The sequence below is a fragment of the Embleya sp. L77 genome (assembly GCF_055557415.1).
In genome coordinates this window covers 1,054,550-1,076,639 of sequence record NZ_CM145709.1, presented here as the reverse complement: position 1 = coordinate 1,076,639, position 22,090 = coordinate 1,054,550, and the positions used below count along the sequence as shown (strand labels likewise).

The 22,090-nt window shown below is 71.7% G+C and carries 14 protein-coding genes; 3 read left to right on the top strand and 11 right to left on the bottom strand.

Annotation, left to right across the window (positions count from 1 at the left end; genetic code table 11):
• Window positions 1–42: 42 nt before the first annotated feature.
• Window positions 43–273 carry a hypothetical protein gene (locus ACZOOI_RS04260; protein WP_391585091.1) on the top strand — a complete coding sequence of 77 codons (231 nt, stop codon included), beginning with the start codon at window positions 43–45 and terminating at the stop codon, window positions 271–273.
• Window positions 274–373: 100 nt separating this feature from the next.
• Here the strand turns inward: ACZOOI_RS04260 and ACZOOI_RS04255 are convergent, their stop codons facing one another.
• The 7 genes from ACZOOI_RS04255 to ACZOOI_RS04225 form a co-directional block, all read right to left on the bottom strand.
• Window positions 374–3,289 carry a Z1 domain-containing protein gene (locus tag ACZOOI_RS04255; RefSeq protein ID WP_465279470.1) on the bottom strand — a complete coding sequence of 972 codons (2,916 nt, stop codon included), beginning with the start codon at window positions 3,287–3,289 and terminating at the stop codon, window positions 374–376.
• Entirely contained in the window at window positions 3,286–4,338 is a 1,053-nt protein-coding gene (locus tag ACZOOI_RS04250) for a PD-(D/E)XK motif protein (protein WP_465279469.1), read from the bottom strand. Before ACZOOI_RS04250 ends, ACZOOI_RS04255 begins: the two co-directional genes overlap by 4 nt.
• Window positions 4,335–5,864, bottom strand: coding sequence for an ATP-binding protein (locus ACZOOI_RS04245; RefSeq protein ID WP_465279468.1), 1,530 nt, complete (start codon window positions 5,862–5,864; stop codon window positions 4,335–4,337). Before ACZOOI_RS04245 ends, ACZOOI_RS04250 begins: the two co-directional genes overlap by 4 nt.
• A 159-nt stretch (window positions 5,865–6,023) precedes the next feature.
• Complete coding sequence (locus ACZOOI_RS04240) at window positions 6,024–7,541, bottom strand: CYTH and CHAD domain-containing protein (protein WP_465279467.1); 1,518 nt, start codon at window positions 7,539–7,541, stop codon at window positions 6,024–6,026.
• Between the two features lie 159 nt (window positions 7,542–7,700).
• Window positions 7,701–8,099 carry a GNAT family N-acetyltransferase gene (locus tag ACZOOI_RS04235; RefSeq protein WP_465279466.1) on the bottom strand — a complete coding sequence of 133 codons (399 nt, stop codon included), beginning with the start codon at window positions 8,097–8,099 and terminating at the stop codon, window positions 7,701–7,703.
• A gap of 277 nt (window positions 8,100–8,376) precedes the next feature.
• Complete coding sequence (locus ACZOOI_RS04230) at window positions 8,377–9,927, bottom strand: hypothetical protein (RefSeq protein ID WP_465279465.1); 1,551 nt, start codon at window positions 9,925–9,927, stop codon at window positions 8,377–8,379.
• Between the two features lie 604 nt (window positions 9,928–10,531).
• A complete protein-coding gene (locus ACZOOI_RS04225; protein ID WP_465279464.1) occupies window positions 10,532–12,007 on the bottom strand; it encodes a DHA2 family efflux MFS transporter permease subunit in 1,476 nt (491 codons plus the stop codon).
• Between the two features lie 215 nt (window positions 12,008–12,222).
• Between ACZOOI_RS04225 and ACZOOI_RS04220 the strand changes: the two genes are divergently transcribed.
• Complete coding sequence (locus ACZOOI_RS04220; RefSeq protein WP_465279463.1) at window positions 12,223–12,945, top strand: TetR/AcrR family transcriptional regulator; 723 nt, start codon at window positions 12,223–12,225, stop codon at window positions 12,943–12,945.
• On the opposite strand, the gene ACZOOI_RS04215 is transcribed toward ACZOOI_RS04220, so the two are convergent.
• The 4 genes from ACZOOI_RS04215 to ACZOOI_RS04200 are packed head-to-tail and all read right to left on the bottom strand — an operon-like array spanning window position 12,923 to window position 18,282.
• Complete coding sequence (locus ACZOOI_RS04215) at window positions 12,923–14,791, bottom strand: dipeptide ABC transporter ATP-binding protein (protein WP_465279462.1); 1,869 nt, start codon at window positions 14,789–14,791, stop codon at window positions 12,923–12,925. The two genes, ACZOOI_RS04220 and ACZOOI_RS04215, sit on opposite strands and share 23 nt — an antisense overlap.
• Complete coding sequence (locus tag ACZOOI_RS04210; protein ID WP_465279461.1) at window positions 14,788–15,648, bottom strand: ABC transporter permease; 861 nt, start codon at window positions 15,646–15,648, stop codon at window positions 14,788–14,790. The genes ACZOOI_RS04215 and ACZOOI_RS04210 overlap by 4 nt, the downstream gene beginning before the upstream one ends.
• A 4-nt stretch (window positions 15,649–15,652) precedes the next feature.
• Window positions 15,653–16,621: an ABC transporter permease gene (locus tag ACZOOI_RS04205; RefSeq protein WP_465279460.1), complete on the bottom strand. Its 969-nt coding sequence runs from the start codon at window positions 16,619–16,621 to the stop codon at window positions 15,653–15,655.
• Window positions 16,618–18,282 carry an ABC transporter substrate-binding protein gene (locus tag ACZOOI_RS04200; protein WP_465279459.1) on the bottom strand — a complete coding sequence of 555 codons (1,665 nt, stop codon included), beginning with the start codon at window positions 18,280–18,282 and terminating at the stop codon, window positions 16,618–16,620. The genes ACZOOI_RS04205 and ACZOOI_RS04200 overlap by 4 nt, the downstream gene beginning before the upstream one ends.
• Before the next feature lie 791 nt (window positions 18,283–19,073).
• On the opposite strand from ACZOOI_RS04200, the gene ACZOOI_RS04195 reads away from it, so the two are divergent.
• Window positions 19,074–22,049: a helix-turn-helix transcriptional regulator gene (locus ACZOOI_RS04195; RefSeq protein WP_465279458.1), complete on the top strand. Its 2,976-nt coding sequence runs from the start codon at window positions 19,074–19,076 to the stop codon at window positions 22,047–22,049.
• Window positions 22,050–22,090: the final 41 nt, after the last annotated feature.

Sequence of the window (22,090 nt, the reverse complement as noted above, 5' to 3'; positions counted from 1 at the left end):
GCAAACCGAGTTGCCCTCGGGGCGAGAAATGGAGTCGAGCACATGCGCAAGGCTATGGCGGGTGTCGCGTTGACCGCGGCGTTGTTGGGCGTGGGGGCTGCCGCGCAGCCCGCGATGGCGGACCCGGCCCCGGGTGGCAGCTTCATCTTCTACGGCTACTACCCGTCGCAGGCGTCCTGCGACGCGGCCGGCCGCGCCGCCGCACCGGCACACGGCCCGGTGTACCTCTGTCTCAACAACGGCGGCACCCTCTGGTCGCTCTGGGTGCACTAGGACCACGATCCGACGGCCGGGCCCGGGCGTCGGAGCAGGGCATGAACGGGGCGGCGCCACCGGGAGGTGGGCCGCCCCGTTCGGGCAGGTCGGGCGGCGGTCAGGCCGGCGCCGCCACGATCGCGGAGGCGGCCCGGGAGGAGTCCTTGGCGCGGAAGGCGACGAGGCGGCGGTCCGGGGAGACCGCGCTGCTGGGCGGGACCAGGGCGAAGGCCATCACGAGTTCGTTCCGGTCCGGCTCCATGGTCGGGTAGATCAGCAGGCAGCCACGACGCGGCGCGACCAGGCCGTCGGCGACCGGGTCGCCGATCGAAGGTCCACTACCGGCGATGCGCCGGGCCGCGTAACGATGCGGCGGAAAGCTCACCTTGTTGAACAACGTGCCCGTACGTCGGTTTCGGCTGACCACCGCGAGCGGGCCGAAGCCGTGCAGGGTCACCGACGCGCGATCGGGATCATGGAGTTGCGGCGCGATCACGACCCAGTCCTCGATGTGGTCGGCGATCCTGGGGTTCTCCAGGTACACCAGGTCCGGGCCGAACTGGCCCGGATCCGACCAGCGCAGCTCACGCAACACGGGCAGTAGCCGCGTATTCGTGATCCGACCGAGGTATGCCGGGAACCGGCGCAGTCGATCCTCCACGGGAAAGGCCAACTCGACCTGCCCCCGGTCCAGCGCGGCGATCACCGGGGCGAACCGCTCGACGTTGTGCCGTAGGTCGGCCGGCTTCGTCGGATATCCCGAACGCTCCACCCACAACCCCGGCGACCGGGTCTCCACCAACTCCGCGTTGAACATCTTGTTGCGTGCCGTCGGTCTGAGCCACGGCAGCCGCTGGGTGACCAGTGGCGGGATCTGTGCCGGGGTCACCTGGGGAGCGCCGTCGACGAGTTCGGCGTACAGCCGGAGTTGGTCGCGAAATTCCTCCTCGTCGCGACAGATCGCCTCGAACGCCTCGTACAGGTCGCCGTTGCGACCGCCCTCGTCCCGGCCGATGTACAGCCGAACCAGGTCGCGATAGTTCTTCCGGAAACCGAACCAGCGCCCCATCTGCATGAGTGTGTCGCCGGCGAGCGTCTTGCGCCGGTAGTAGGAGACGGTCAGGCCCTCGATGGTGAAGCCGCGCGAGAGCTTGGCGCCGCCGACCAGGATCCGCCAGACCTTCTGCCGGTCGAAGTCCGCGGTGCGCTGCTCGATCTCCTTGTCACCGTTGATCACCACCACCGGACTGCCGATCGAGTCCTCGATCCGCATCGCGGCGATGCCGATGTACGGCGCGATGTCGGCGTACGACCCGGGGATCGCCGCGCCCGCCGCGTGTGCCTCGCTGACCGGTCGCACGTCCTGCTCGTACAGCCGGCGCAGCCTGGCCTGCGCGCCCGAGCCGAGGTAGCCCGCGCGGCGCCAGATGGCGTTGATCAACTCGGCTTGGTCCCGGTGTACATGCGTCTTCACCGACTCGTGCACGAGCATGGTGTGATGCCGGAAGTGGTCGGCGCCGAGGCCGTAGTCCTCGCGGAACAACTTGATCGCGCCGGTCAACACGAACATGTCGATCGCGGTGCACAGGTCCGTGTCGTCGTCATCGTGCAGCGGCCGGACCGACCGTACGTGGGCGAGACCGGCCGAGTTGGCCACCGTGCGCTCGTCGGCGGGGATCGTGGAGTCGATGTCGTGGAAGTCGGCGACGCCCATGTAGCCGGCCGGGCGATCCAGCGAGATGACGAAGTCCTTGGGGAAGATGTCCTCGGCGTCGGCCGGATCGATGAACACGTTGGCGAACGGGGTCGCGGTGTAGCCGACGTACTGGGCGCGCGGCAACATGCCGAGCAGTTCCGAGATGATCCCGTTGATCGCGGTGCGCTGAACTTGGTCCTGGGCCCACTTCCTCGGGTCCGAGGTGTTCACCGACGCCTGATCGGACTCGTCGTCGATGATCAGCGTGGGGATCTCGCCGCGCTCGGTCTTGATCCGGCCGAGGTCCTTGACCAGCTTCTTGAGCACCGAGGCGTTCTTCTTGACCACCATCAGCCGGGCCGAACTACGGTGCAGGTTCTCCGGCGCGTACAGCGGGGTGAACCGGTCGGCCTTCTCGAACTCCAGCGCGCTGAGCCCCTGACGCAGCGCCTGATAGTCGTCCTGATGCCGGGTCAGTCGCACGATGTCGAAGCCGCCGAGCCGGGACGGCAGCGCACCGTGCCGCAGGAACTTGCCGTCCAGCCGGTCCCGGTCGTCCAGGTAGTCGTAGTCGCGGAACGCGAGGGTGCCCGCATCCGGATCCTGGCCGTAGTAGATGTTCTCGACGCCGACCAATTCCATGTCCAACCGGCGCTGGGTCTGCGCGCGCAGCGCCTCGATGGTGCCGGTCAGCACGATCACCAGGCGGTAGCCCGCGTCGATCGCCTTGGCGACGACACCGGTGAAGTTGGCGGTCTTGCCGCTTTGTACGTAGCCGACCACCAGGCCCTTGGACTGGTACGGCTGTTCCCCGGCCGGGTCGGCGAGTCGTTCGACCACGCGGGTCGTGTCGCGATCGAGTGCGGCGACGGCCTCCGGAGCCCACTTCTTGCCGAGCAGGGTGTCTCGATAGGCGTCCCAGTAATGGCTGTGGTGTCGGGCCACATCCTGGGTGTACCAGGGATCGCAGCCCTCGTCGGTGATCACCACGGCGCCGCTTCCGCGCGCGAACGGTGCGCGTCGATCCAGGAGTTCGCGGGTCGCGGGTTCCAGGCCCAGGGCCTGGTAGGTGGCGGCGCGGCGTTCCTCGGTGTTCGAGGCGGTCTCACCGTCGGCGAAGTCCCAGCGGCTGAGCCGGTCGCGCCACAGGATCAGCAACGGGTCGTCCGGGTGCGCGTGGTGCAGTCGGCGGCGCAGCGCCGGCTCGCCGAGGTCGGGGAGCGGCCCACCGTGTTCCTCGGCCTGGTAGGCCAGCGCCTTCGCCAGGTTCCTGGGGCCCGTGGCCATGCCGCCGAAGGCCGCCCGGTGCAGTGCGAGCAGCGCGAGGTCGTCGGTCACCGGTGCCCGTCCTTCGGGTCGTGCGGGTCGGACAGGCCCGACGCGACGTCGGGCGGCAACGTGCCCAGGTCGACGGTACGGTCGAGTCCGTCCGGGGAGGGGGCGATCGAGGGGATCAGATCGGCGACGTCGATGCGGTAGTCGATGTCGACGATGCGCACCGTGAGGGACTCGGGCAGGGTCTGGAGGAGGCTCTGGGTCAGCCGAGGAAAGTCCGCGTCCACCGGGAATGCGAGCGTGGCCCCGGCCGGCGCCCAACGATGCTCGCGGGGAATCGCGTGCCCGCCGGCGGTGACCAGTAGACGCCGGGCGTCGAAGTCCTCCAGGGCCCCCGGAGCTTCCGCGCGGATGGCCGAGCGGATGCTTTCGATCAAACCGAGTACGGTGCGACCGGCGTCGCTCTCCTCGACCATGTGCGAGACGAACCACAGTGGTCGATCCGCATGCGGCGTGAGCTGGGTCAGCCCATGGATCGTGTGCACGCGGGCCCGCCCGGCGACGGTCTTGACCTCGATGTCGTACGGGCCGACCGTGAAGTCGTGGTCCGCGCACTTCGGGTTCTGCCACGCGTCGACGGCCGCGTGCCAACCCCGGGCCGCTGCCAGGCCGATCAGCGTGAGCAGTTCGCCGAAGAGGCCGATCTCCTCTTCGAGCGACATCTGCCGACCTCGGGCCAGCAGCTTGCGCCAGGCCATCACTGTCGTCTGCACGGCCGCTACCGGAGCGACCCCATCCTCCTGGACACGATCCGCGATCTCACAACACACGATGTGGAACTCGCGGAGCAGCTTGGTCTGTTCGATGAAGACGTGGAGGAACTGCGCACCCCCATCCAGCACACACACCGCCCGAATCCCCTGTGTCCCCAGCCGCGGCGCCTTCGTGCCGGGCGGGACCGGGATGCGCAGGGCCGGGCGCAGGCCGCCCGCCTCCAGGTGCCAGTACAGCGGCGGATCGCCCTCGACCGGGATCAGCATCGGCATCCGGTTGTCGAGGTGGTCGCGCAGCGCGTCGCAGCTCAGGTGCCTGCTGCGACGGTCCGGGCTCACGAGGCGCCCTCGGAGCCGTACTTGGCGGTCTCGCTCTTGACCGCGGTCAGCAGCAGCGACTGCCACAGGTCCAGGTTGTCCTTGACCCGCGGGCCGATCCGCTCGCCCGTGAACGCCTCGTTCATCAGCAGGTACAGCAGCGTCTTGAGCACCGGCACGTCGTTGAGGCCGCCGCGTCGGCCGCCCAGCAGCGCGGCGCGGAACTGCTTGTTCAGCAACAGTCGGCGCTCCTCGCGGTCGATCGCGAAGAACACGTCGCCGCCCAGCGGCGCCCAGCGCACCTCGATCGGCTCCTCGCCCGGTACGAAGGGGAGTTCCTCCTCGATCGCGGCACGCAGCTCCGGGGCGAAGCCCTTCCCGGGCGGCAGCACCGCCTTGCGCTCGCGGGTGGTGGTACGGGCCTGGCGGTAGGCCCCCTCGGCGTCCTTCAGGAACTCCAGGAAGGTGCGCCCGTCGGCGTCGGTGGCGCGTTCGACCGCGTCCACGAAGCCCGGGATCGGCTGTAGTTCGGCCTTCTTGACGGTGAGTCCGAACGCCTGCTCCGACTCGGCCGGCAGATCGAATTCGATCCGGGCCAGCGACAGGTGCTGCTCGCCCTGACGCAGCCCGTGCCAACCACCGGCCTGCACGAGTCGGTCGTTGCGGTAGGCGTACAGGCCCTGACGGGCCAGGACGCCGCCGGGGAGGCGGAATTGCTCGGCGTTGGAGCGCGGTGTCCACACGTGGGCGGTCAGCTCCAGTGCGCCCACCCCGTCCAGGGTGGTGGTGAACGTGCGCGGGTAGCCCGGCAGTCCGGAGATCGGATAGCCGAACGGGTCCACGCCCTGGACCTGCCAGGTCATCGGCGGCGTCGCGTCGTCGGTGCCGGAGACCGCGATGGTGATCCGGATCCGCCCGTCGGCGAGGAAGCGGTGCAGGTGCAGGCCGAGATGGTCGGCCAGCGAACGCATGGTCTTGGTGAGGTAGATGTCGGTCTGTCCGGCGTCACCGCGTGCGGGGAAATCGCGGACGCCGTCCCAGCGCACCGCGGTGCCGTTCCACATCACGTACTCGTCGTACAGGTCCAGGAAGCGCTTGGCGAACTCCAGCTCGACGATGTCGCACTGGAAGCTCTCCTGCGCCTGCTCGGTACGCCAGCGCCGGCCCACCGTGCCGGCCCGCTTGGCGCGGCTGATCACCGTGACGCTCTCCGCGTGGCTGAAGGACGCCGCCTTCAGGCCCATCCCGAACATGCCGAGCGCCTTGTCGCCGTACGCGCGCCGCTTGCCCACCGTCATCGCGGTGTCCAACTCGGCCTCGGTCATCCCGCGTCCGTTGTCCACGACGACCAACGAGGTCAGCAGGTCACCGGTGCGCTGGAAGTGCACGACGACATCCGAGGCGCCGGCGTCGATCGAGTTGTCCACCAGGTCGGCCACGGCCTCCTCGAAGCGGTAGCCCTGACTGGCCAGTCCCTTGATGTACCCGGGATCCGGGGGCAGGTGCTTGCTGCCGCTCGTAGGTACGTCGAAACGCCAGTCGTCCATGCCCACCCCTGGATCCCACACCCTCGGTGCGCGCAGTCGCGCGCCCGCCCCATTTGCGCTGGACCGACCGTAGCGGTTGGGCCGGCAACCCAAAAGCGGAACGCCCGACTCGTGACTTGCGCGGTACCCGGACGGGGCGAGGACCGGGCCGAGCGGCGGCTACAAACCCCGGCGCAGTCGCGGCCGGGCGAAGTCGGCCCACTGGCTCGGGAATTCCTCCTCGATGCGTTGCGCGAGCGCGACCTCCTCGCCGTAGAGCAGGCCCCACGTGAAGGAGCTCTCGCCCGCGCCGTGGGCCGCGATGGCCAGTCGGCGCAGGGCCTTGCGGGTCTGCACGCTGTCCTGGTGCGTGCCCAGCAGGCTCTGGATCCGCTTGGCCCGCTTGGTGAGCCGCTTGGCGGGTTTGCCCAGCGCCGGGCGGGTGGCCTCGCCCGCGTAGCGGACCCGTTTGGCGGCCTTGCGCACCTCGTGCAGAGCCGTGTCGCGGGCCCGCCCGGCGGGGGAGCGCAGCGCGACCCGGGCCCGCCTGGAGATCCGCCGATCGCTGCGGCGCAGGGCGGCCGCGGCCGGACGGCGGGCCGGTTGGCCCGCCCGGGCGGTGAACGGCGGCCGGGCGAGCAGGACGTCCAGCGCGTCCAGGAGGGCGAAGTAGCGTGCGCCGTCGAGTTCGGCGAGGATCCGGACCCGGGCCTCGGCGCGGCGCCGCGCGTCCCAGGCGGTCAGCCGGGCCTCCACCGGGCCGAGTACCGCCTCGGCGGGCAGCGCGGCGATGCGTTCGCGCAGCCGTTCGACCAGCACCTCCTGGTCCCGAGCCCGACCCAACTCTGACGCAAGCCACTTGAGTTCGGCGCCCAGGATGCCGGTCACCCGCTCGTCGAGCACACGCGAGAAGACCCGGAACGCGCTGCGCAGCCGCCGGGTGGCGACCCGCATCTTGTGCACCGCGTCGGGTTCGTCCAGGCGCACCCGGGGGTCGTAGGCGAGCAGCGTTTCCACCTGCTCGCGGACGTAGTCCAGCGCCACCGCGCCGGCGCTTCCCGCGCGCGGCCTCGCGATCCGGCGCTCCGGCCGCAGGCCCGCCTCGGCCAGCGCGTGCCCGAGCTTGGACGCCGCCTCGGAGCGCCGCCAACCCCCCTTGGTCAGCCGCCGATCCAGCGCGTCCAGCAGCGCCGGATCACCGTCCACCAGTTCGACCTCGACCTCGGTCCAGGACATCGTGGTCATACCCGGCCCGACGAACACCTCGGCGGTCACCGTGTCGTGTGCGATCTCGGCCAGGGTCGGCCCGCCCGCCCGGACGATCCGCACCTCGCGCACGGTCCGCAGCCGCACCGTCGGCACCGGCTCGCCGCCGCGCGTGTACGCCCGGATCCGCACCGCGAGCCCGTCCGGCACCTCCCGCTCGGACGCGCCCAGCGGCTCCCGTACCTCGTCCCGCGCGTCCACCCCGGCAGGCAGCTTCAGATGCCACCCGGCATCCGCGCCCCCGGTTCGTCGGCGCAGCGTGATCCCGCGCGCGGCCAACGCCAGACCGGGCGTGTCGAAGTACATCGCGTCCAGCTCGACGGTCTTGCCGACCTCGACTCGCACCCCGTCCGACATCCCGGCGAAGTCGGGCACACCGACCCCATCCGGCGCGACATATTTGCGCTCGACCTCACGCACGACCTGGGCCATGGCATGCACCTGCTTCCTCGGAGCGTCGCGAGGGCTCGACCGGGTCGTCGAGCACCCCGCGGGGCGGATGGCCGACGCGTCCGGAACCGGAGCCGGCCGACCGGTCTCGCGGATACCTGTGCCCGATTCGGCCGGCCCGACACGGGTGGGCGTGCCGGCTCAGGTGTCGAAGGTCCAGGCGAACATGACGTGGTCTGACTCGGTGTCGGCCGTGGCGGAGCGGTAGGTCGCGACGGCGGCCTCGTTGTCGCGGTCGGTGAGGACCCACATGCCGTAGCAGCCGCGTTTGCGGGCCAGCTCGGCCAGCGCCTCGGTGAGCGCGCGGCCGACGCCGTGGCGCCGGTGATCGTCGGCGACGGCCAGTTCGTACAGGAACATCTCGGTGCCCTTGTCCGGGTGCGTCGTCTCGACGCCGGTGACCATCCCGACCGGGGTGGCGCCCACGTAGGCGAGCAGGATGTGATGCCCGGCCTCGCCCAGGAAGCGGGCCGCCCAGTCCGGGCGTACCGGGTCGTCGAAGAGGTCCCCGGCCGCGATCACGTCCGCCACCGTCGTCACACGCCGAATCGTCGCCACATTCGTATCCACGACGACATTCAACGAGATTTGGCCCCATTCCAGAAGCCGCTGCAGGCAATGGACACCCCATGGTCGGGGCGGGGCGGGGGCGCTTCAAGCCTAAATGCGGGCATTGGTACGGGTCGGGTATGGGTGTTGTCGAGGGCCGGCCGTGCGATTCCCGGGCAGCTTCGGTCCCGGCGCGGTCTCGTCGCCGCGCGCCGCGCGCCGCGCGCCGCGGGTTGCGGGTTGCGGGTTGCGCCGGCAGGCCGCACGGCTACTTGTCGGACGACCTCATGCCGAACGACAGTGCGCGGCGCACGTCGCGGCCGGCCTGGCGGGATTGCGCCCAGACGGTGCGTGAGATCGCGCCGACCGGTTCGAGCGTCGCGCGCCAGGCGTGTGCGAGTGCGCGAGAGGCCGGTGTCAGGACCGCCGTCCTCGCCCGCACCAGCGGTCGCCGGATCAGCACGCGCAGCGCCCGAGCGGTCGCGCCACCCAGGAGCACCGTACGGCGCCCGACACGGATCGCCGGTCGGACCGTCGCGAAGTGCAGTCCCCGGCCGAGCGACCGGCCCGCCGACATGGTCCTGCGGCCGACCCAGCGCGCCGGCACCACGATCAGGAAGCGCAGGGCTCGGCCGATCAGTCGGACCAGGATCACGGTTTTGTGCCCCGCCCAGCGCAGCGGCAGCACGATGAGGAAGCGCAGCGCCCGACCGATCAGCCGGACCAGGATCACGGTCTTGCGGCCGGCCCAGCGCAGCGGCAGCACGATCAGGAAGCGCAGCGCCCAGCCGAGGGCCCGACCGAGGGCTCGGACGAGGCGGACGACCCGATGCCAGGCCCAGACCACCGGTCGGGCGACGGCCATCTCGAACACGATTGCGATGCCGCGCCCGATCATCGCGAGGCCGCGCCCGGCGAGCCGCAGTGCACGCAGCGTGCCGCGGCCGGCCCAGCGGATCGGGACGACGAGGCCGAGGTAGAGCGCACGTTCGGCGATCCGGGCGCCCAGGAGCAGGCCGTGTCGGATCAGGGCGGCTCCGCGGACCAGGCCGCGCCATACCCACGCGGCCGGCCTCGACACGGCGTGCCGGAGCACGAAGCCCACGCCCCGCCCGAGCGCGACCAGGGCACGTCGGCCGACCCGCGCAATGGCCACGACCCCGCGCCCCAGCCATTTCAGCGGCACGATCAGTACGTAGTGGAGCCACCGTGCGAAGCCGCGACCGATCACCCGGGCGGCCCGCCAACCCCAGCGGGCGGGCACCACCAGAAGCAGGTACAGGGCGCGTGCGAGTGCGGTGCCCAGCATGCCGGCGACGCGGATCGTGAAGCGGGCGAGTGCGATCAACCCGGTGCCGAGCGGACGCAGCAGCGCAGTCCGGACCCAGCGCAGCGGCAGCACGACGGCATACCGGCCGAACAGCCGCAGCCCGCGCCACGACACGTCGACGGCCAACCACCGCAACCCCCGGCCCACCGCGAACACACCGGCCCGCACGGCCTTCGCGAGCGGGACGAGGATCAGCCTCCACAGCCACGTGTCGAGCCGGCGCCCGACGGCCAGGATCGTCCGCACGATCGGGACCAGGAGCCAGTCCCACACGGCGACCTTGAGTGCGCGCCCCAGCCCCACCAGGAGCCGACCGGCGGGGAACACGATCCGGTCCCGGGTGTCCCGGGCCAGGACCTTGAGTAGTTCCCATGCCAATCGGGTGGGCAGCAGCACCATCACCGCGATGATTCGGATCGGCCAGCGGATCAGGTCGTAGAGCAGACCGGTCGGTTCCGGCGCGGACGCGGGTGCTTGACGACCCGTCATCGGTTGGTCGGGCTTGCGAGGGTGCGCTTTCCGGAGGTCCGTCTTGTGCGGGTCCGCTTTCCGGAGGTCCGTCGCCTCCCGGTCCGTCGGGCGATCGAGCGACACCCGAGAAACCGTCGTTTGCCCATCCAGGGGCGGGCGTTCGCTGTCCTGCCGGGCGGTCGAAGGGTCTTTGCCCGGATCAACCGGAATATCACCGTCCGGTTGATTGCCGTTGTGCACGGTTTCCTGCATGGCGTCCCCCCGAGGTGACCCGGCCCCCGCCGGATCCTGCCTCCGTGGGACACCGCGGCCGGCGAATCCTCACGCTCCGCACGCGAGGAATCTTTCGGGCGGGGTGGGTGCGGCGGTCGACGCGGAGGCGGACGCGGAGACCGGCGCGGGGGCGAAGCGGGATCGACCCGGCCGGCCGATCCCGCGCCGCACCGACGAGTGCCTCCGCGCCCGTACCGACCGCACGCCCGCCACCCCCCGCCCCGCGTCCCCACGCCGCGTCCCCCGCACCCTGCCCTTCCGCACCCCAGCGCGTGTGTACAGGTCCGGTCCGCGCGCCGCCCGGGCGATCGCGGGCCGGATTCGGGCTCGGGCTCGGATCCGCGGCCGATCAGACCTCCTGGCGGACCGGTTCCGGCAGCCGCGTGCCCTCCGCCGGCAACGTGGCCGTGTCCGGCTCGGCGGCCGTGGGCGCGGCCGGTGCGCGGCGCAGCAGCAGTCCGACCGCGCCGACCACCACCGCGATGGCGATCAGGTAGGTGAAGGTGCCCTGGAACGCGGGCACCACGGCGTGGCTCTCGGTGCGCTTCTGCAGGACCAGTGCGGCGATGGCGATACCGAGCGTGCCGCCGATCTGGTTGCCGAGGTACACGGCCGCGGTCGCGCTGGGCACCGACTCCGGGGCCACCGAACCGAACACGGAGGACATCGCGGGTGCGCCGACGAAGCCCAGGCCCGCGCCGGTCACCAGCGAATAGCCCACCAGGATCGCCGTGTTCGTACCGGCGTCGGCGGTGCTGAAACCCAGGATGCCGAGCGCGGCCAGCACGCCGCCGAACGGGATCAGCGCGCGGGCGCCGATCTTGTCGAACAGTTGGCCGGCGATCGGCATGCCGATCCACACGCCGACGCCCTGCGGCACCAGCAGCAGGCCGGCCGCCATCACGCCGCGGTCGCGTGCCACCTGGTAGTACAGCGGGATCAGGAACAGCAGCGAGAACAGCAGGATGCCGGTCAGGAACACCGCGCCGATGCCGCCCGCGAAGCCGCGGATCCGGAACAACCGCACGTCGATCAGCGGGTGTTCGGTGCGCAGCGCGTGCAGCACGTAGCCGACGATCAGCGCGGTGCCCGCGACCAGCGCCGCGATCACCCGCGGTGCGCCGAAGCCGCTGTCGCCGGCGGCCTGGGAGAGGCCGTAGACGACGGCCGCGAAGCCGGGGCACAGCAGCGAGATGCCGCGTGCGTCCAGCGGCGGCGGCTCGCCCTCGCGCGGCGGATCGGCCGGGATCTGCCGGTAGGCGAGCGCCAGGGCGACCACGCCGATCGGCAGGTTGATGATGAACATCCAGCGCCAGTTCGCGTGTTCGAGCAGGACGCCGCCGAGGACCGGGCCCAGGATCGGACCCAGGGTGACCACGGCGCCGACGATGCCGATCATCTTGCCCGCCCGCTTGGGCCCGGCGGCCAGGGCCAGCATGGTCAGCAGGGTCGGCTCCAGCGCACCGACGCCGATGCCCTGGAGCACCCGGAACGCGATCAGGCTCTCCGCGTTCCAGGCGATCGCGGACAACGCCGAGCCGGCCAGGAAGACGGTCAGACCGGTGAGCCACACCGTCTTGCCGCCGAATCGGCCGGCGGCCCAGCCGGCCAACGGCACGGTCGCGGCCAGGGCCAACAGGTAGCCGGTGGCCACCCATTCGATGGTCTCGAGCGGTGCGTCGAAGTGTTCGCCGAGGGTGTCGATGCCGACGTTGACGATCGTGGTGTCCAGGATCCCCATCACGCCGCCGAGCAGCATCACCAGCATCAGACGCAGGAGTGGCCCGTCGATTTTGGTCTCGGGGTCGGGGGGTGCGGTGGCCATGAATGCCTCCAAGTTACCGATGAGATCAGTTAACTAAACTCGCGAGTAAAAATTAACAGCACGTCTGGTAGCGTCGCAACATGGTCGAGGGAACGAAGAGAACGGCGACGCGAGCGGCCGGCGACACGGCGGCACGGACCACGCCCGCGGGCCGAGCGGCAGCGGGATCGGCGACGACCGGATCGGCAACGAGCGGATCGACAACGACCGGATCAGTGCCCACGGGACCGTCGGCGGCGGATCCGACGACAACCCGCGCGTCCGCGTCCGCGCCCCCTCCTGCCCACGGCACCACGCGCGGCCGGATCGACAAGCGTCGGGCGATCCTGGCCGCCGCCGAGGCGGTGTTCACCCGCGAGGGCTACACGCAGGCCGGCATCGATGCGATCGCCGCCGAGGCCGGCGTGTCCAAGCCGACCATCTACAACCACCTCGGCGGCAAGGAGAACCTCTTCCGCACCGTCATGGTCGAGGCCGCGATCGAGTCCAGCGGCCGGATCCTGGCCGCGCTGGAGGCGTTCCCCACCGATGCCGAGGAGTTGCATTCGCGGCTGACCGCGATCGCACACCGCGTCGTGCAGTGTCAGGCGGGCGAGAAGGGTTGGGCGCTCCAGCGGCTGGTGTACGCCGAGGCGGCGCGCTTCCCGGACCTGTACGACACCATCCGCGAGGGTGGCACCGTCCAGATCATCGACGCCCTGGCCGGCCGGCTGGCCCGGCTCGCGCACGGCGGACACCTGGACATCGACGACCCGGTCACCGCCGCGAACCAGTTCCTGGCGCTGATCTCCGGCGACCTGCCCACGCTCACCGCGCTGGGCACCCGGCCGGTGGACGACGCGGCCCTCGATCGCGCGGTCACCGCCGGGGTGACCACGTTCCTGCGCGCGTTCGCCCCGCGCGAGGGCACAGCGATCACGACGCGGCCCCGCCACTGAGCACCCGCCCACCGCGCGCCTCCGGCTCCCCGGGGCCTGCCGGACTCGCCGGACCCGCCGCGTCCGCCACCTCGCCGGCCGTCGCCGCGCCGACCGTCTCGACCGCCGCTCCGGACGCCACCTGCGCACCCCGCGCCACTGTTTCCCCGGGCGCCTCCGCCACCCCGGCAACCTTCCCCGCCCCCGCCCCAACCGCCGCAATCGGGCGCGGTACGGCGGCCAGCAACTCGCGCGTGTAGGGCGCCTCGGGCCGGGTGAACACCCGCTCGGCGTCGCCGCTTTCCACCACCCGGCCGTCCTTCATCACCAGGATGCGATCGCTCACGTGCCGGATCACACCCAGATCGTGCGAGATGAACAGCAGCGCCAGGCCCAACTCGGCCCGCAGATCGGCGAGCAGGTCCAGGATCTGCGCCTGGATGGACACGTCCAGCGCGGACACCGGCTCGTCGCACACGATCAACTCGGGCGACGGTGCCAAGGCCCGGGCGATGGCCACCCGTTGCCGCTGGCCGCCGGACATGTCGCGCGGTCGCCGATCCAGCAGATCCGTGGACAGGCCGACCTGATCGAGGAGTTCGAGAACCCGGGCGCGATGCGCGGCGCGGGTGGAGCGCAGCCGGCCGCCCGGCAGCCCCGCCGCGGCGACCGCCTCGCCGAGGATGCGGGCGACCGGATACCGGGGGTCGAACGAGCCGAGCGGGTCCTGCTGTACGGCCTGGATCCGGCCGCGCGAGGCGCGCCGCGCGGATTCGGGCAACTCGCTCCAGGGCACGTCGCGAAAGCGCACCACGCCCGCATCGGGACGTTCCCAACCCAGCACGATCCGCGCGACCGTGGTCTTGCCGGACCCGGACTCGCCCACCACGCCCAGGGTTTCGCCCGCCCGCAACTCGAACGACACGTCCCGCACCGCGTGGTGCCGGGTCCCGTCCGGGCCGCGGAAGCGCTTGCCGATCCCGGTCGCCTCCAGCAGCACCGCGCCCACCGGCGGCGCGGCGGGCACCGCGACCCGGGTCGGGCCGACCGGTGCGGACAGCCGGGTCCCCTTCGCGTGGCCCGACGGCACCGCCGCGAGCAGTGCCCGGGTATAGGTGTGCTCCGGCTCGGTCAGGACCCGTTCGGCGGGCCCCTGTTCGACGATTCTTCCCGCGTGCATCACCGCGATCCGGTCCGCCAGCCGGGCCACCGCGGCCAGGTCGTGGCTGATCAGCAACACGGCGGTGCCCTGCTCCTTGAGTCGGCCCAACAGGGCGAGCACCTGGGCCTGCACGGTGACGTCGAGCGCGGTGGTCGGCTCGTCCGCGAGCAGCAGTTCGGGGCCGCCGGCCAGCGCGGATGCGATCAGGGCGCGCTGGCGCAGGCCGCCGGAGAGCTGGTGCGGATACTGCCTCGCGCGGCGCGCCGGATCCGGGATGCCCACGTCGTCCAGGAGTTCGAGCACACGATCGCCGACCCGAGCGCGTGGTACCACCGCGTGGGTGCGCAGCGCCTCGGCGACCTCCGCGCCGACCGTGCGCAGCGGGTCGAGCGAGACCAGCGCGTCCTGGAGGACCAGGCCGATCCGGCGGCCCCGGAGCGCCCGCCAGCGCGATTCGGACAGCCTGCTCAGGTCGGTGCCCGCGAAGGCGAGTCGGCGGGCGGTCACCCGGGCCCCGCCGCCGGTGAGTCCGACCAGGGTGCGCGCGGTGACGCTCTTCCCGGAGCCGGACTCGCCGACCACGGCCAGGCATTCGCCGCGTGCGAGGGTGAACGACACGTCGCGCACCACCGGTTCTCGGCCGGGAAAGGCGACGTCGAGTCCGTCCACGACGAGCAGCGGCTCGGTCGGGGCAGTGCTGGTCATCGGGGAATCCCTCCGGCGAAACGGGTACGGGCATGCCGACCGGCCACGTTCACCGCGATCACCGCGCAGGTGACCGCGGCGCCGGGGAAGACCCCGATCCACCACGCGGTCTCCAGGAAGCCGCGCCCCTCGGAGAGCATCGCGCCCCATTCGGGTGAGGGCGGTTGCGCGCCCAGGCCCAGGAAGCTGAGCCCGGACGCATAGATCAGCGACGTGCCGAAGCCGACCGTGCCCAGCACCAGGAGCGGCCCGATCGCATTGGGCAGCACATGCCGCACGATCAGCACGGGTCGGCGCAGACCCAGGCCGGCCGCCGCCTCGACGTATCCCGAACGCCGCACCACGAGCGCCTCGGCGCGAACCAGGCGTGCGTAGCCGGGCATCGCCGCGACGGCCACCGCGACCATCACGTCCACGGTGCCGCGGCCGAGCAGGGTGACCACGAACAGCGCGAGCAACAACTCGGGCAGCGACAACATGATGTCGGCCAGGCGCATGCAGAGCTGATCGGCGGCCCGGCCGCCGAGCGCCGAGAGCAGCCCCCAGACGGTGCCGCCGACCAGGGCGAATGCGGTGGCGCCCAGGCCCAGCAGCAGGGAGGGGCGGGCGCCGTGCAGGACCCGGGCGAACACGTCGCGGCCGAGTTGATCGGTGCCGAACCAGTGCTCGGCGCCGGGTCCCCGCAGAGCGGCGAGCGGATCGGTCTCGATCGGTGAGGTGCCGGTGAACAGGCCGGGCGCGAGCCCGATCAGCGCGAACAGCACCAGGACGGCGAGCGCCACCACGACGCTCGGACGCGGGGCGGCGCGCCGGCGGATCCGGACTCGCCGTTTCCCGGGTGCCAGGGTCTCGCTCATTCGCTCATCCCTTCCGCAGCCGGGGGTCGACGACGGCGTAGAGCACGTCGGTGAGTTGCGAGATGAGCACGAAGACCAGGGCGGCCAGCAGCACGACGCCCATCACCACCGGCATGTCCTTGGTGTTCACCGACTGCAGTGTCAGGGCGCCGATGCCGGGCCGGGCGAAGACCTTCTCGACCAGCACCGTGCCGCCCAGCAGGGTGCCGGTCAGCCAGCCCGACAGGGTCAGCAGCGGGATCGCCGCATGCCGGAAGGCGTGCCGGACCCGCACCGCACCCCGGCTCAGCCCGCGCGCTCGCGCGGTGACCACGAACGGCTCGGCCAGCGCCTTCTCCAAGCCCTCGCGGAACACCTGGGCCAGCACGCCGGCGATCGGCAGGGCGAGTGTCACCGCGGGCAGCACCAGTGTCTGAATGCCCTCGGTGCCGGCCACCGGGAACCACTGCAGGCGGAACGAGAACACGGTCAGGAGCACGATGCCCAGCCAGAACGACGGCGTGGAGACCGCGACCAACTCCCAGGCACCGAGCGCCGAGCGCAGTACCGACCGGCGCCCGGCGGTGGCAAGCGCGGAGACCACCGCGATCGCCACCGCCAACACCAGGGCAGCCATCGCCAGTTCGAAGGTCGAGCCGAACTGCTCGCCGATCAGCGCGGACACCGGCTGCTGGAGCTGATAGGACTCGCCCAGCCGACCGTGCAGCAACTCGCCCAGATAGTGCAGGTATTGACTGATCAGCGGATCGTCGAAGCCGTAGTCGGCCCGGATTTGCGCGCGCACGGCGGGAGACGCGGTGGTCTGCGGGCCCAGCAGCGTGGCCACCGGATCGCCCGGCAACAGCTTGAGTCCGGCGAACGCGAGTGTCGCGGCGCCGAGCAGCACCGAGGCGATCGCCACCAGCCGCCCGCCCACCGCGCGCAATACGCGCGGCAGTCGGGCCGGCTCGATCGATGTCACGGCGGAGGTCATCGCCGTGCGGTCCACACGTCGTGGAACAGCGGCCAGGCATTCGGGTCCAGCCGCAGCCCGTTGATCTGCTTTCCGGTCGCGAACAGTGTGGTGGCCGAGTAGAGCGGCACCACCGCGGCGTGCTCGACCACCCACGCCTGGGTCTGTGCGTAGAGCCGGTCGCGGGTGGGCCGATCCAGCGTCGCCGCCGCCGCGTTGGTCCACTCGTCGATCTGCGGGTTGCTCAGCCAGGCCGCGTTCTGTCCGCCGGCGCTGGGCAGGTTCGCCGAGTTGAAGTACAGCCGCAGCACGTCCGGCTCGAACCGGGCCCAGCTCATGTCCAGCACGTCATACTTGCCGGCGTACGCGTTCGTGGTGAACGCGCCCAAGTCCAGCGCCGGACGCTGGACCTCGACGCCGATCTTCTTCAGGTCCGCCTGCACCGCCTGGGCCAGGATGTCGCGCTGCTCGCGTACCGCCGCCGGTGCACTCGGCCACTGCACGCTCAGTCGTTTGCCCTCGCGGGTCCGGTAGCCGTCGCCGTCACGCGCGCTCCACCCGGCCTCGTCCAGCAACCGCCCGGCAAGCGCCGGGTCGTAGGGCCAACTGTTCTCCAGCGACCTGTCGTAGGCGGGTGTGGCCGATCCCAGCGGGCCCCAGGCACGCCGATACTGGTCGAAGTAGATCGACTGGATGTTCGGCCCGATGTTGATCCCGCGCTGTACCGCCCTGCGCACCCGCTCGTCGTCGAACGGCGCCCGGGTGGTGTTCAGGAACAGGCTGTACACGGCGCCGGCGAAATCGTGGCGCAGGACGCGTACGTCCGCGCGCCCCTCCAGGCTCTTGACGTTCACCGGCGGGATCGACCCGGCGATGTCCACCTGACCGCCGGAGAACGCACCCACCCGGACCGAGTCCTCGGGCAGGAAGCGGAAGGTGAGCCTGTCCAGGTAGGCGGCGCCCTGGTGCTTGGATCCGGCGGGCGCCCAGTTGTACGCCGGATTGTTCTCCAGGGTCAGGCTCTGGCCCTTGGTGTGCGCCGCGAACCTGAACGGCCCGGTGCCCACCAGTTGCGCACCGCCCGCGCACAACTTGTCGCCGCTCGCGGCCAGGGCCTGCGGCGAGTAGAAGCCCAGGTAGGCGGTGCTCGCGGCCTGGAGGAACGGCGCGAACGGCTTGGCGAAGGTGACCTTGACGGTCGCCGGGTCGAGCACCTCGGCGCCGGTATAGGGGCCGAGCAGACTGGCCGCGTACTGGGACTTGGTGGTCTTGGCCGCGATCCGGTCGAAGTTGACCTTGACCGCGTTCGCGTCGAAGGCGGTGCCGTCGGTGAACTTCACGTCGGTGCGCAGCTTGAACGTGTAGCTCGTCAGGTCAGGCGCGGTCTCCCACGAAGTGGCGAGCCAGGGATGGAAGTTGCCCTGATCGTCCTCGGAGACCAGCGAGTCGAAGACGTTGCGCTGAATGGACGCGGTGATGTCCTGCGGACTGACGTGGATGTCGAAGCAGGTCGGCTCGGTGTTGATCGCCACGGTGGCGGAGCCGCCCTTGACCGGCGGACCCGCGTCCGCCTCCGCGCCGGCCTTGCCGGTCTCGGCGGTGGCGGAACAGGCGGACAGGACCAACGCGGCGGCCAGGGCCGCACCGACGATTCCGGGTAGACGTGGTCGGATTACGCGCATGGTCGAGTCCTGTCGAGAGTGGGAGGTGCTGCGAAAGAGGCGCAGGGCGGAGCGACGACCGCCGCCGGCACATCCAGGAAAGTAGTGGCGCCGCGCCGACCCCCAGCACCCCTAACGAACCCCTACCGACCCTTGTCGGTACGCGCGTGATCGGGATGTTGGCCGGAGTTGTCCGCCCGGGCGGCATTCGTACGCCCGGCCCGCGGCAGAATGGGACGAACGGCGCGTGCGGGTGTCGGCTTTCTTTCGCGACACCTTCGTGTTGACGCGACGCGAGCGGATTTCTAGACTGCCGTGCAGCTATGAAGCGAAAGTCCGGATCACCGACTCAGAGCTTTTCTACTTCTTCTTCGGAGATGGCCGTGCAGGGGACCCGTGGTGCGAGCGCCTCGCGACTCGCCCTGGTGTCCCGCCTCGACGTGGACCTCGCGCGCATGTCCAGCGGACTGTGTCGCTGAATCCGTCGTCGTAGGGATCGTTCGTCGGGTCGAGGCCCATGTGTTGCCCGGTGCCGGGAGCGCCCGGTAGCGGGTGCGCATGGCCGTCGCACCCGTACATCCGACCAGGACCGGATCGATCCCTCTCCGTTTCCGAGGTCTCCTCGGGCTCGCCGGCATGCCCGGCGGCTCCGGCGCCCCGGGCCCCGAAATCGTGCGTCCCGGTCGTATCGAGGCGTGGATATCCTGCCTCGCCGCGGACCGGGCGTGGTACGCGCGTGGGGAAATATTAATCAGAGTTAATAGCGAATTCAACACGCGGAAACGCATGGATTTCCGCCGGGGGAGTGGCACGTGTTTTTCGTGGGGCGTACCGAGGAACTCAGCCGATTGGATACCGCCCGGGCCCGCTGCGCGACGGGCGTCGGCGGCGTGACCACCGTCTGCGGACCCGTGGCGGTCGGCAAGACCGCCCTCCTGCACACCTTCGGCGATCGGGCCGCGACCGACGACGCCCTCATCCTGCGCGCCGTCGGCACCCCGATGGAGCAGGACTTCCCGCTCGGCGTGGTCCGCCAACTGGTCCAGTCCGCGCCCCTGGCGGACGCGGACGCGCAGCGGATCGGCAGGCTCCTGGACGACGGCGCGTACACCGCCGCCTTCGGCGGCACCGACGCGTTGGATGCGACCACGGTGCGCGCGGTGCACGAACTGTGCGCGGTGATCCTGGCGTTGGCCGTGGTGAACCCGGTCGTGGTGGTGGTGGACGACATCCAGCACGCCGACCCGGTGTCCCTGCAATTCCTGGCCCACCTGATCCGTCGGATCCGCAGCGCAGCGGTTCTGGTGCTGCTCGGCGAGCGCGAGCACGCCGCCGCCCCCTCGGCCGCCTTCGCCGCGTTCTCCGCGGACGTCGAACGCCAGCCGCACCACCAGCGGATCCGCCTCGGACTGCTCGGCAAGGGCCCGATCACCGAATTGCTCGGCCACCACCTCGGCCCGGTCGCGGCCGCCCGGCTGTCCGCCGACGTGCTCGAACTCAGCGGCGGCAACCCGCTGTTGGTCCGTGCCTTACTGGAGGACATGGGCCCCGGGGCGCGCTCCGACCCGGCGCGGCGCCCGTTGCGGCCCACCGTCGCGGACGCGTACTGCCGGGCCGTGGTCGGCTGCCTCTACCGGCTCGACCCGGCCACCGTGCAGGTCGCACGCGGACTGGCCGTGCTCGGCGAATCCGAGACCACCGAGGGCCTGGCCGAGCTGCTCGAACTCGAACCCGCCACGGCCACCCGCGCGGCGCGCACCCTCAACGACGCCGGCCTGGTGGCCTGCGGCAGATTCCGCGACGACCGGGCCCGGTCGGCGGTGCTGGACACGATGACCCGCCCGGATCGCGAGCGCGCGCACGGCCGGGCGGCGACCCTGCTGCACATCGACGGCGCCCCCTCCGAGTCGGTCGCCAAACACCTCGCGGGCGCCGGGGACTTCCGCGCCCCGTGGGCGGTTCGCACACTGCGCGAGGCGGCCGAGACGGTGGTCGCCGAGGGCGATCTGCGGCTCGCCGTGGACTACCTCAAGCTGGCCGAACGGATCGCGCCGGACGAATGCACCCGGGTGTCGATCAAGGCGTTCCTGATCGGCCTGGAATGGCTGGTCAACCCGGCCGCCGCGGCCCGACACGTGCCGTGGCTGGCCACCGCCGTGCGGGACGGCCGGCTCGGCGGTCGCGACGCGCTGGTGTGCGTGCGCTACCTGGCCTGGTACGGCCGACTCGACGAGGCCAAGGCCGTGATCGACGCCGGTTGGCGCTCCTGCGCGCCCGGCGAGGCGGACGCATGGGTCACCGCCGCCGAGGCCCGCGCCGCCCGGACCTGGCTCAAGTACTGGTATCCGGCCGGGGACGCGGGTCCGGCCGGGCCCGAACCGGAGGTGTCCCCGCTGCCCGCGACCATCGGCCGGATCGAGGGACTGGACCTGCTGACCGCCGTACTGGCCGGTCGGCTGAGCGGCGACCAGGTCTACGACCGCGCCGAACGCATCCTGCGCGGCTCGCGCCTGGAGGACGCCACGGTGGAGTCGCTCACCTCCACGCTGACCGCGCTCGTCTACGCCGATCGGGCCGCGCAGGCGCAGGAGTGGTGCGTCGCGCTGATCGACCGGGCCGCCGCCCGGCGCAGCCCGATCGCCCATGCCCTGCTCGCCGCGGTGCTCGGCGAGATCGCGGTCCGTCAGGGCGACCTGCTCGGCGCCGAGGACAGCGCCAAGACCGCGCTGACCCGGATCGTGCCGGAGGGCTGGGGGGTTGCGGTGGGCGTCCCGCTGGCCGCGCGGATCTCCTCGGCGGTGGCCCGGGGCGACCACGAGCAGGCCGCTCGCTACCTGGAACTGCCGGTCCCGGGCGCCATGTTCCGCACCCCGGCCGGACTGCACTACCTGCACGCGTGCGGCCGGTACAACCTGGCCACCGGCCGCCCCGACGCGGCCCTGCACGACTTCATGTCCTGCGGCGAGCTGATGACGGCGTGGCGGATGGACCTGCCCGGGATCGTGCCGTGGCGGGTCGAGGCGGCCCGCGCCCACGTGCGGCTGGGCGACCCGGAAGCGGCTCGGGAACTGCTCGCGGAGCAGTTCGACCGATTGCCCGACGAGCCGTCCCGCACCCGCGGACTCGCGCTGGGCGTCCAGGCCTCGGTCGTCGAACTGCGTCGTCGACCCGCGCTGTTGTGGGAGGCGATCCGCGAACTCCAGGCGTGTGGCGATCGCTTCGAGCTGTCTTTGGTCTTCGCCGACCTGGGCGACGCGTACCGCGAGCTGGGCGAGTTCGGCCGGGCCCGGCGCGCGGCGCAGCGGGCCCGACACCTGGCCGAGATGTGCCAGGCGGAACCGCCGCGCACCCTGGTGCGGACCGAGCGGCTGGCCGCGGTACCCGACCGGGACGGCGCGATACCCGAGGCGCCGGAGCCGGCGCCGCTGCACGAACCGGCCCGGATCGGCGAGTCCGGCCGGGTCGGCGAGTCCGGCCGGGTCGGCGAGTCCGGCCGGGTCGGCGAGTCCGGCCGGGTCGGCGAGTCCGGCCGGGTGCGCGCGCCGGAGCCGCCCGCGATGGTCGCGGCGCCCTCCGGCGTCGACGAACAGTCCGGCGCGGGGCTGAGCGACGCCGAACGCCGGGTCGCGGCACTGGCCGCACAGGGTCAGACCAACCGGGAGATCTCGCGTCGGTTGTTCATCACGGTCAGCACCGTCGAACAACACCTGACCAGGGTCTATCGCAAACTCGGCGTGGCCCGCCGGCTGGACCTGCCGCCCTGGCTGGAGGAGGAGATCGCGGGCTGAACGGCCCCCGACCGGGAGTGGGACCGGGGCTGCCGCGCCGA

What these genes read in the sequence shown, in the direction of transcription:
- ACZOOI_RS04260 (WP_391585091.1), top strand. Translation starts at nt 43, where the DNA reads ATGCGCAAGGCTATGGCGGGTGTCGCGTTGACCGCGGCGTTGTTGGGC.
- ACZOOI_RS04245 (WP_465279468.1), bottom strand. Translation starts at nt 5,864, where the DNA reads ATGGACGACTGGCGTTTCGACGTACCTACGAGCGGCAGCAAGCACCTG.
- ACZOOI_RS04240 (WP_465279467.1), bottom strand. Translation starts at nt 7,541, where the DNA reads ATGGCCCAGGTCGTGCGTGAGGTCGAGCGCAAATATGTCGCGCCGGAT.
- ACZOOI_RS04230 (WP_465279465.1), bottom strand. Translation starts at nt 9,927, where the DNA reads ATGACGGGTCGTCAAGCACCCGCGTCCGCGCCGGAACCGACCGGTCTG.
- ACZOOI_RS04225 (WP_465279464.1), bottom strand. Translation starts at nt 12,007, where the DNA reads ATGGCCACCGCACCCCCCGACCCCGAGACCAAAATCGACGGGCCACTC.
- ACZOOI_RS04215 (WP_465279462.1), bottom strand. Translation starts at nt 14,791, where the DNA reads ATGACCAGCACTGCCCCGACCGAGCCGCTGCTCGTCGTGGACGGACTC.
- ACZOOI_RS04210 (WP_465279461.1), bottom strand. Translation starts at nt 15,648, where the DNA reads ATGAGCGAGACCCTGGCACCCGGGAAACGGCGAGTCCGGATCCGCCGG.
- ACZOOI_RS04205 (WP_465279460.1), bottom strand. Translation starts at nt 16,621, where the DNA reads ATGACCTCCGCCGTGACATCGATCGAGCCGGCCCGACTGCCGCGCGTA.
- ACZOOI_RS04200 (WP_465279459.1), bottom strand. Translation starts at nt 18,282, where the DNA reads ATGCGCGTAATCCGACCACGTCTACCCGGAATCGTCGGTGCGGCCCTG.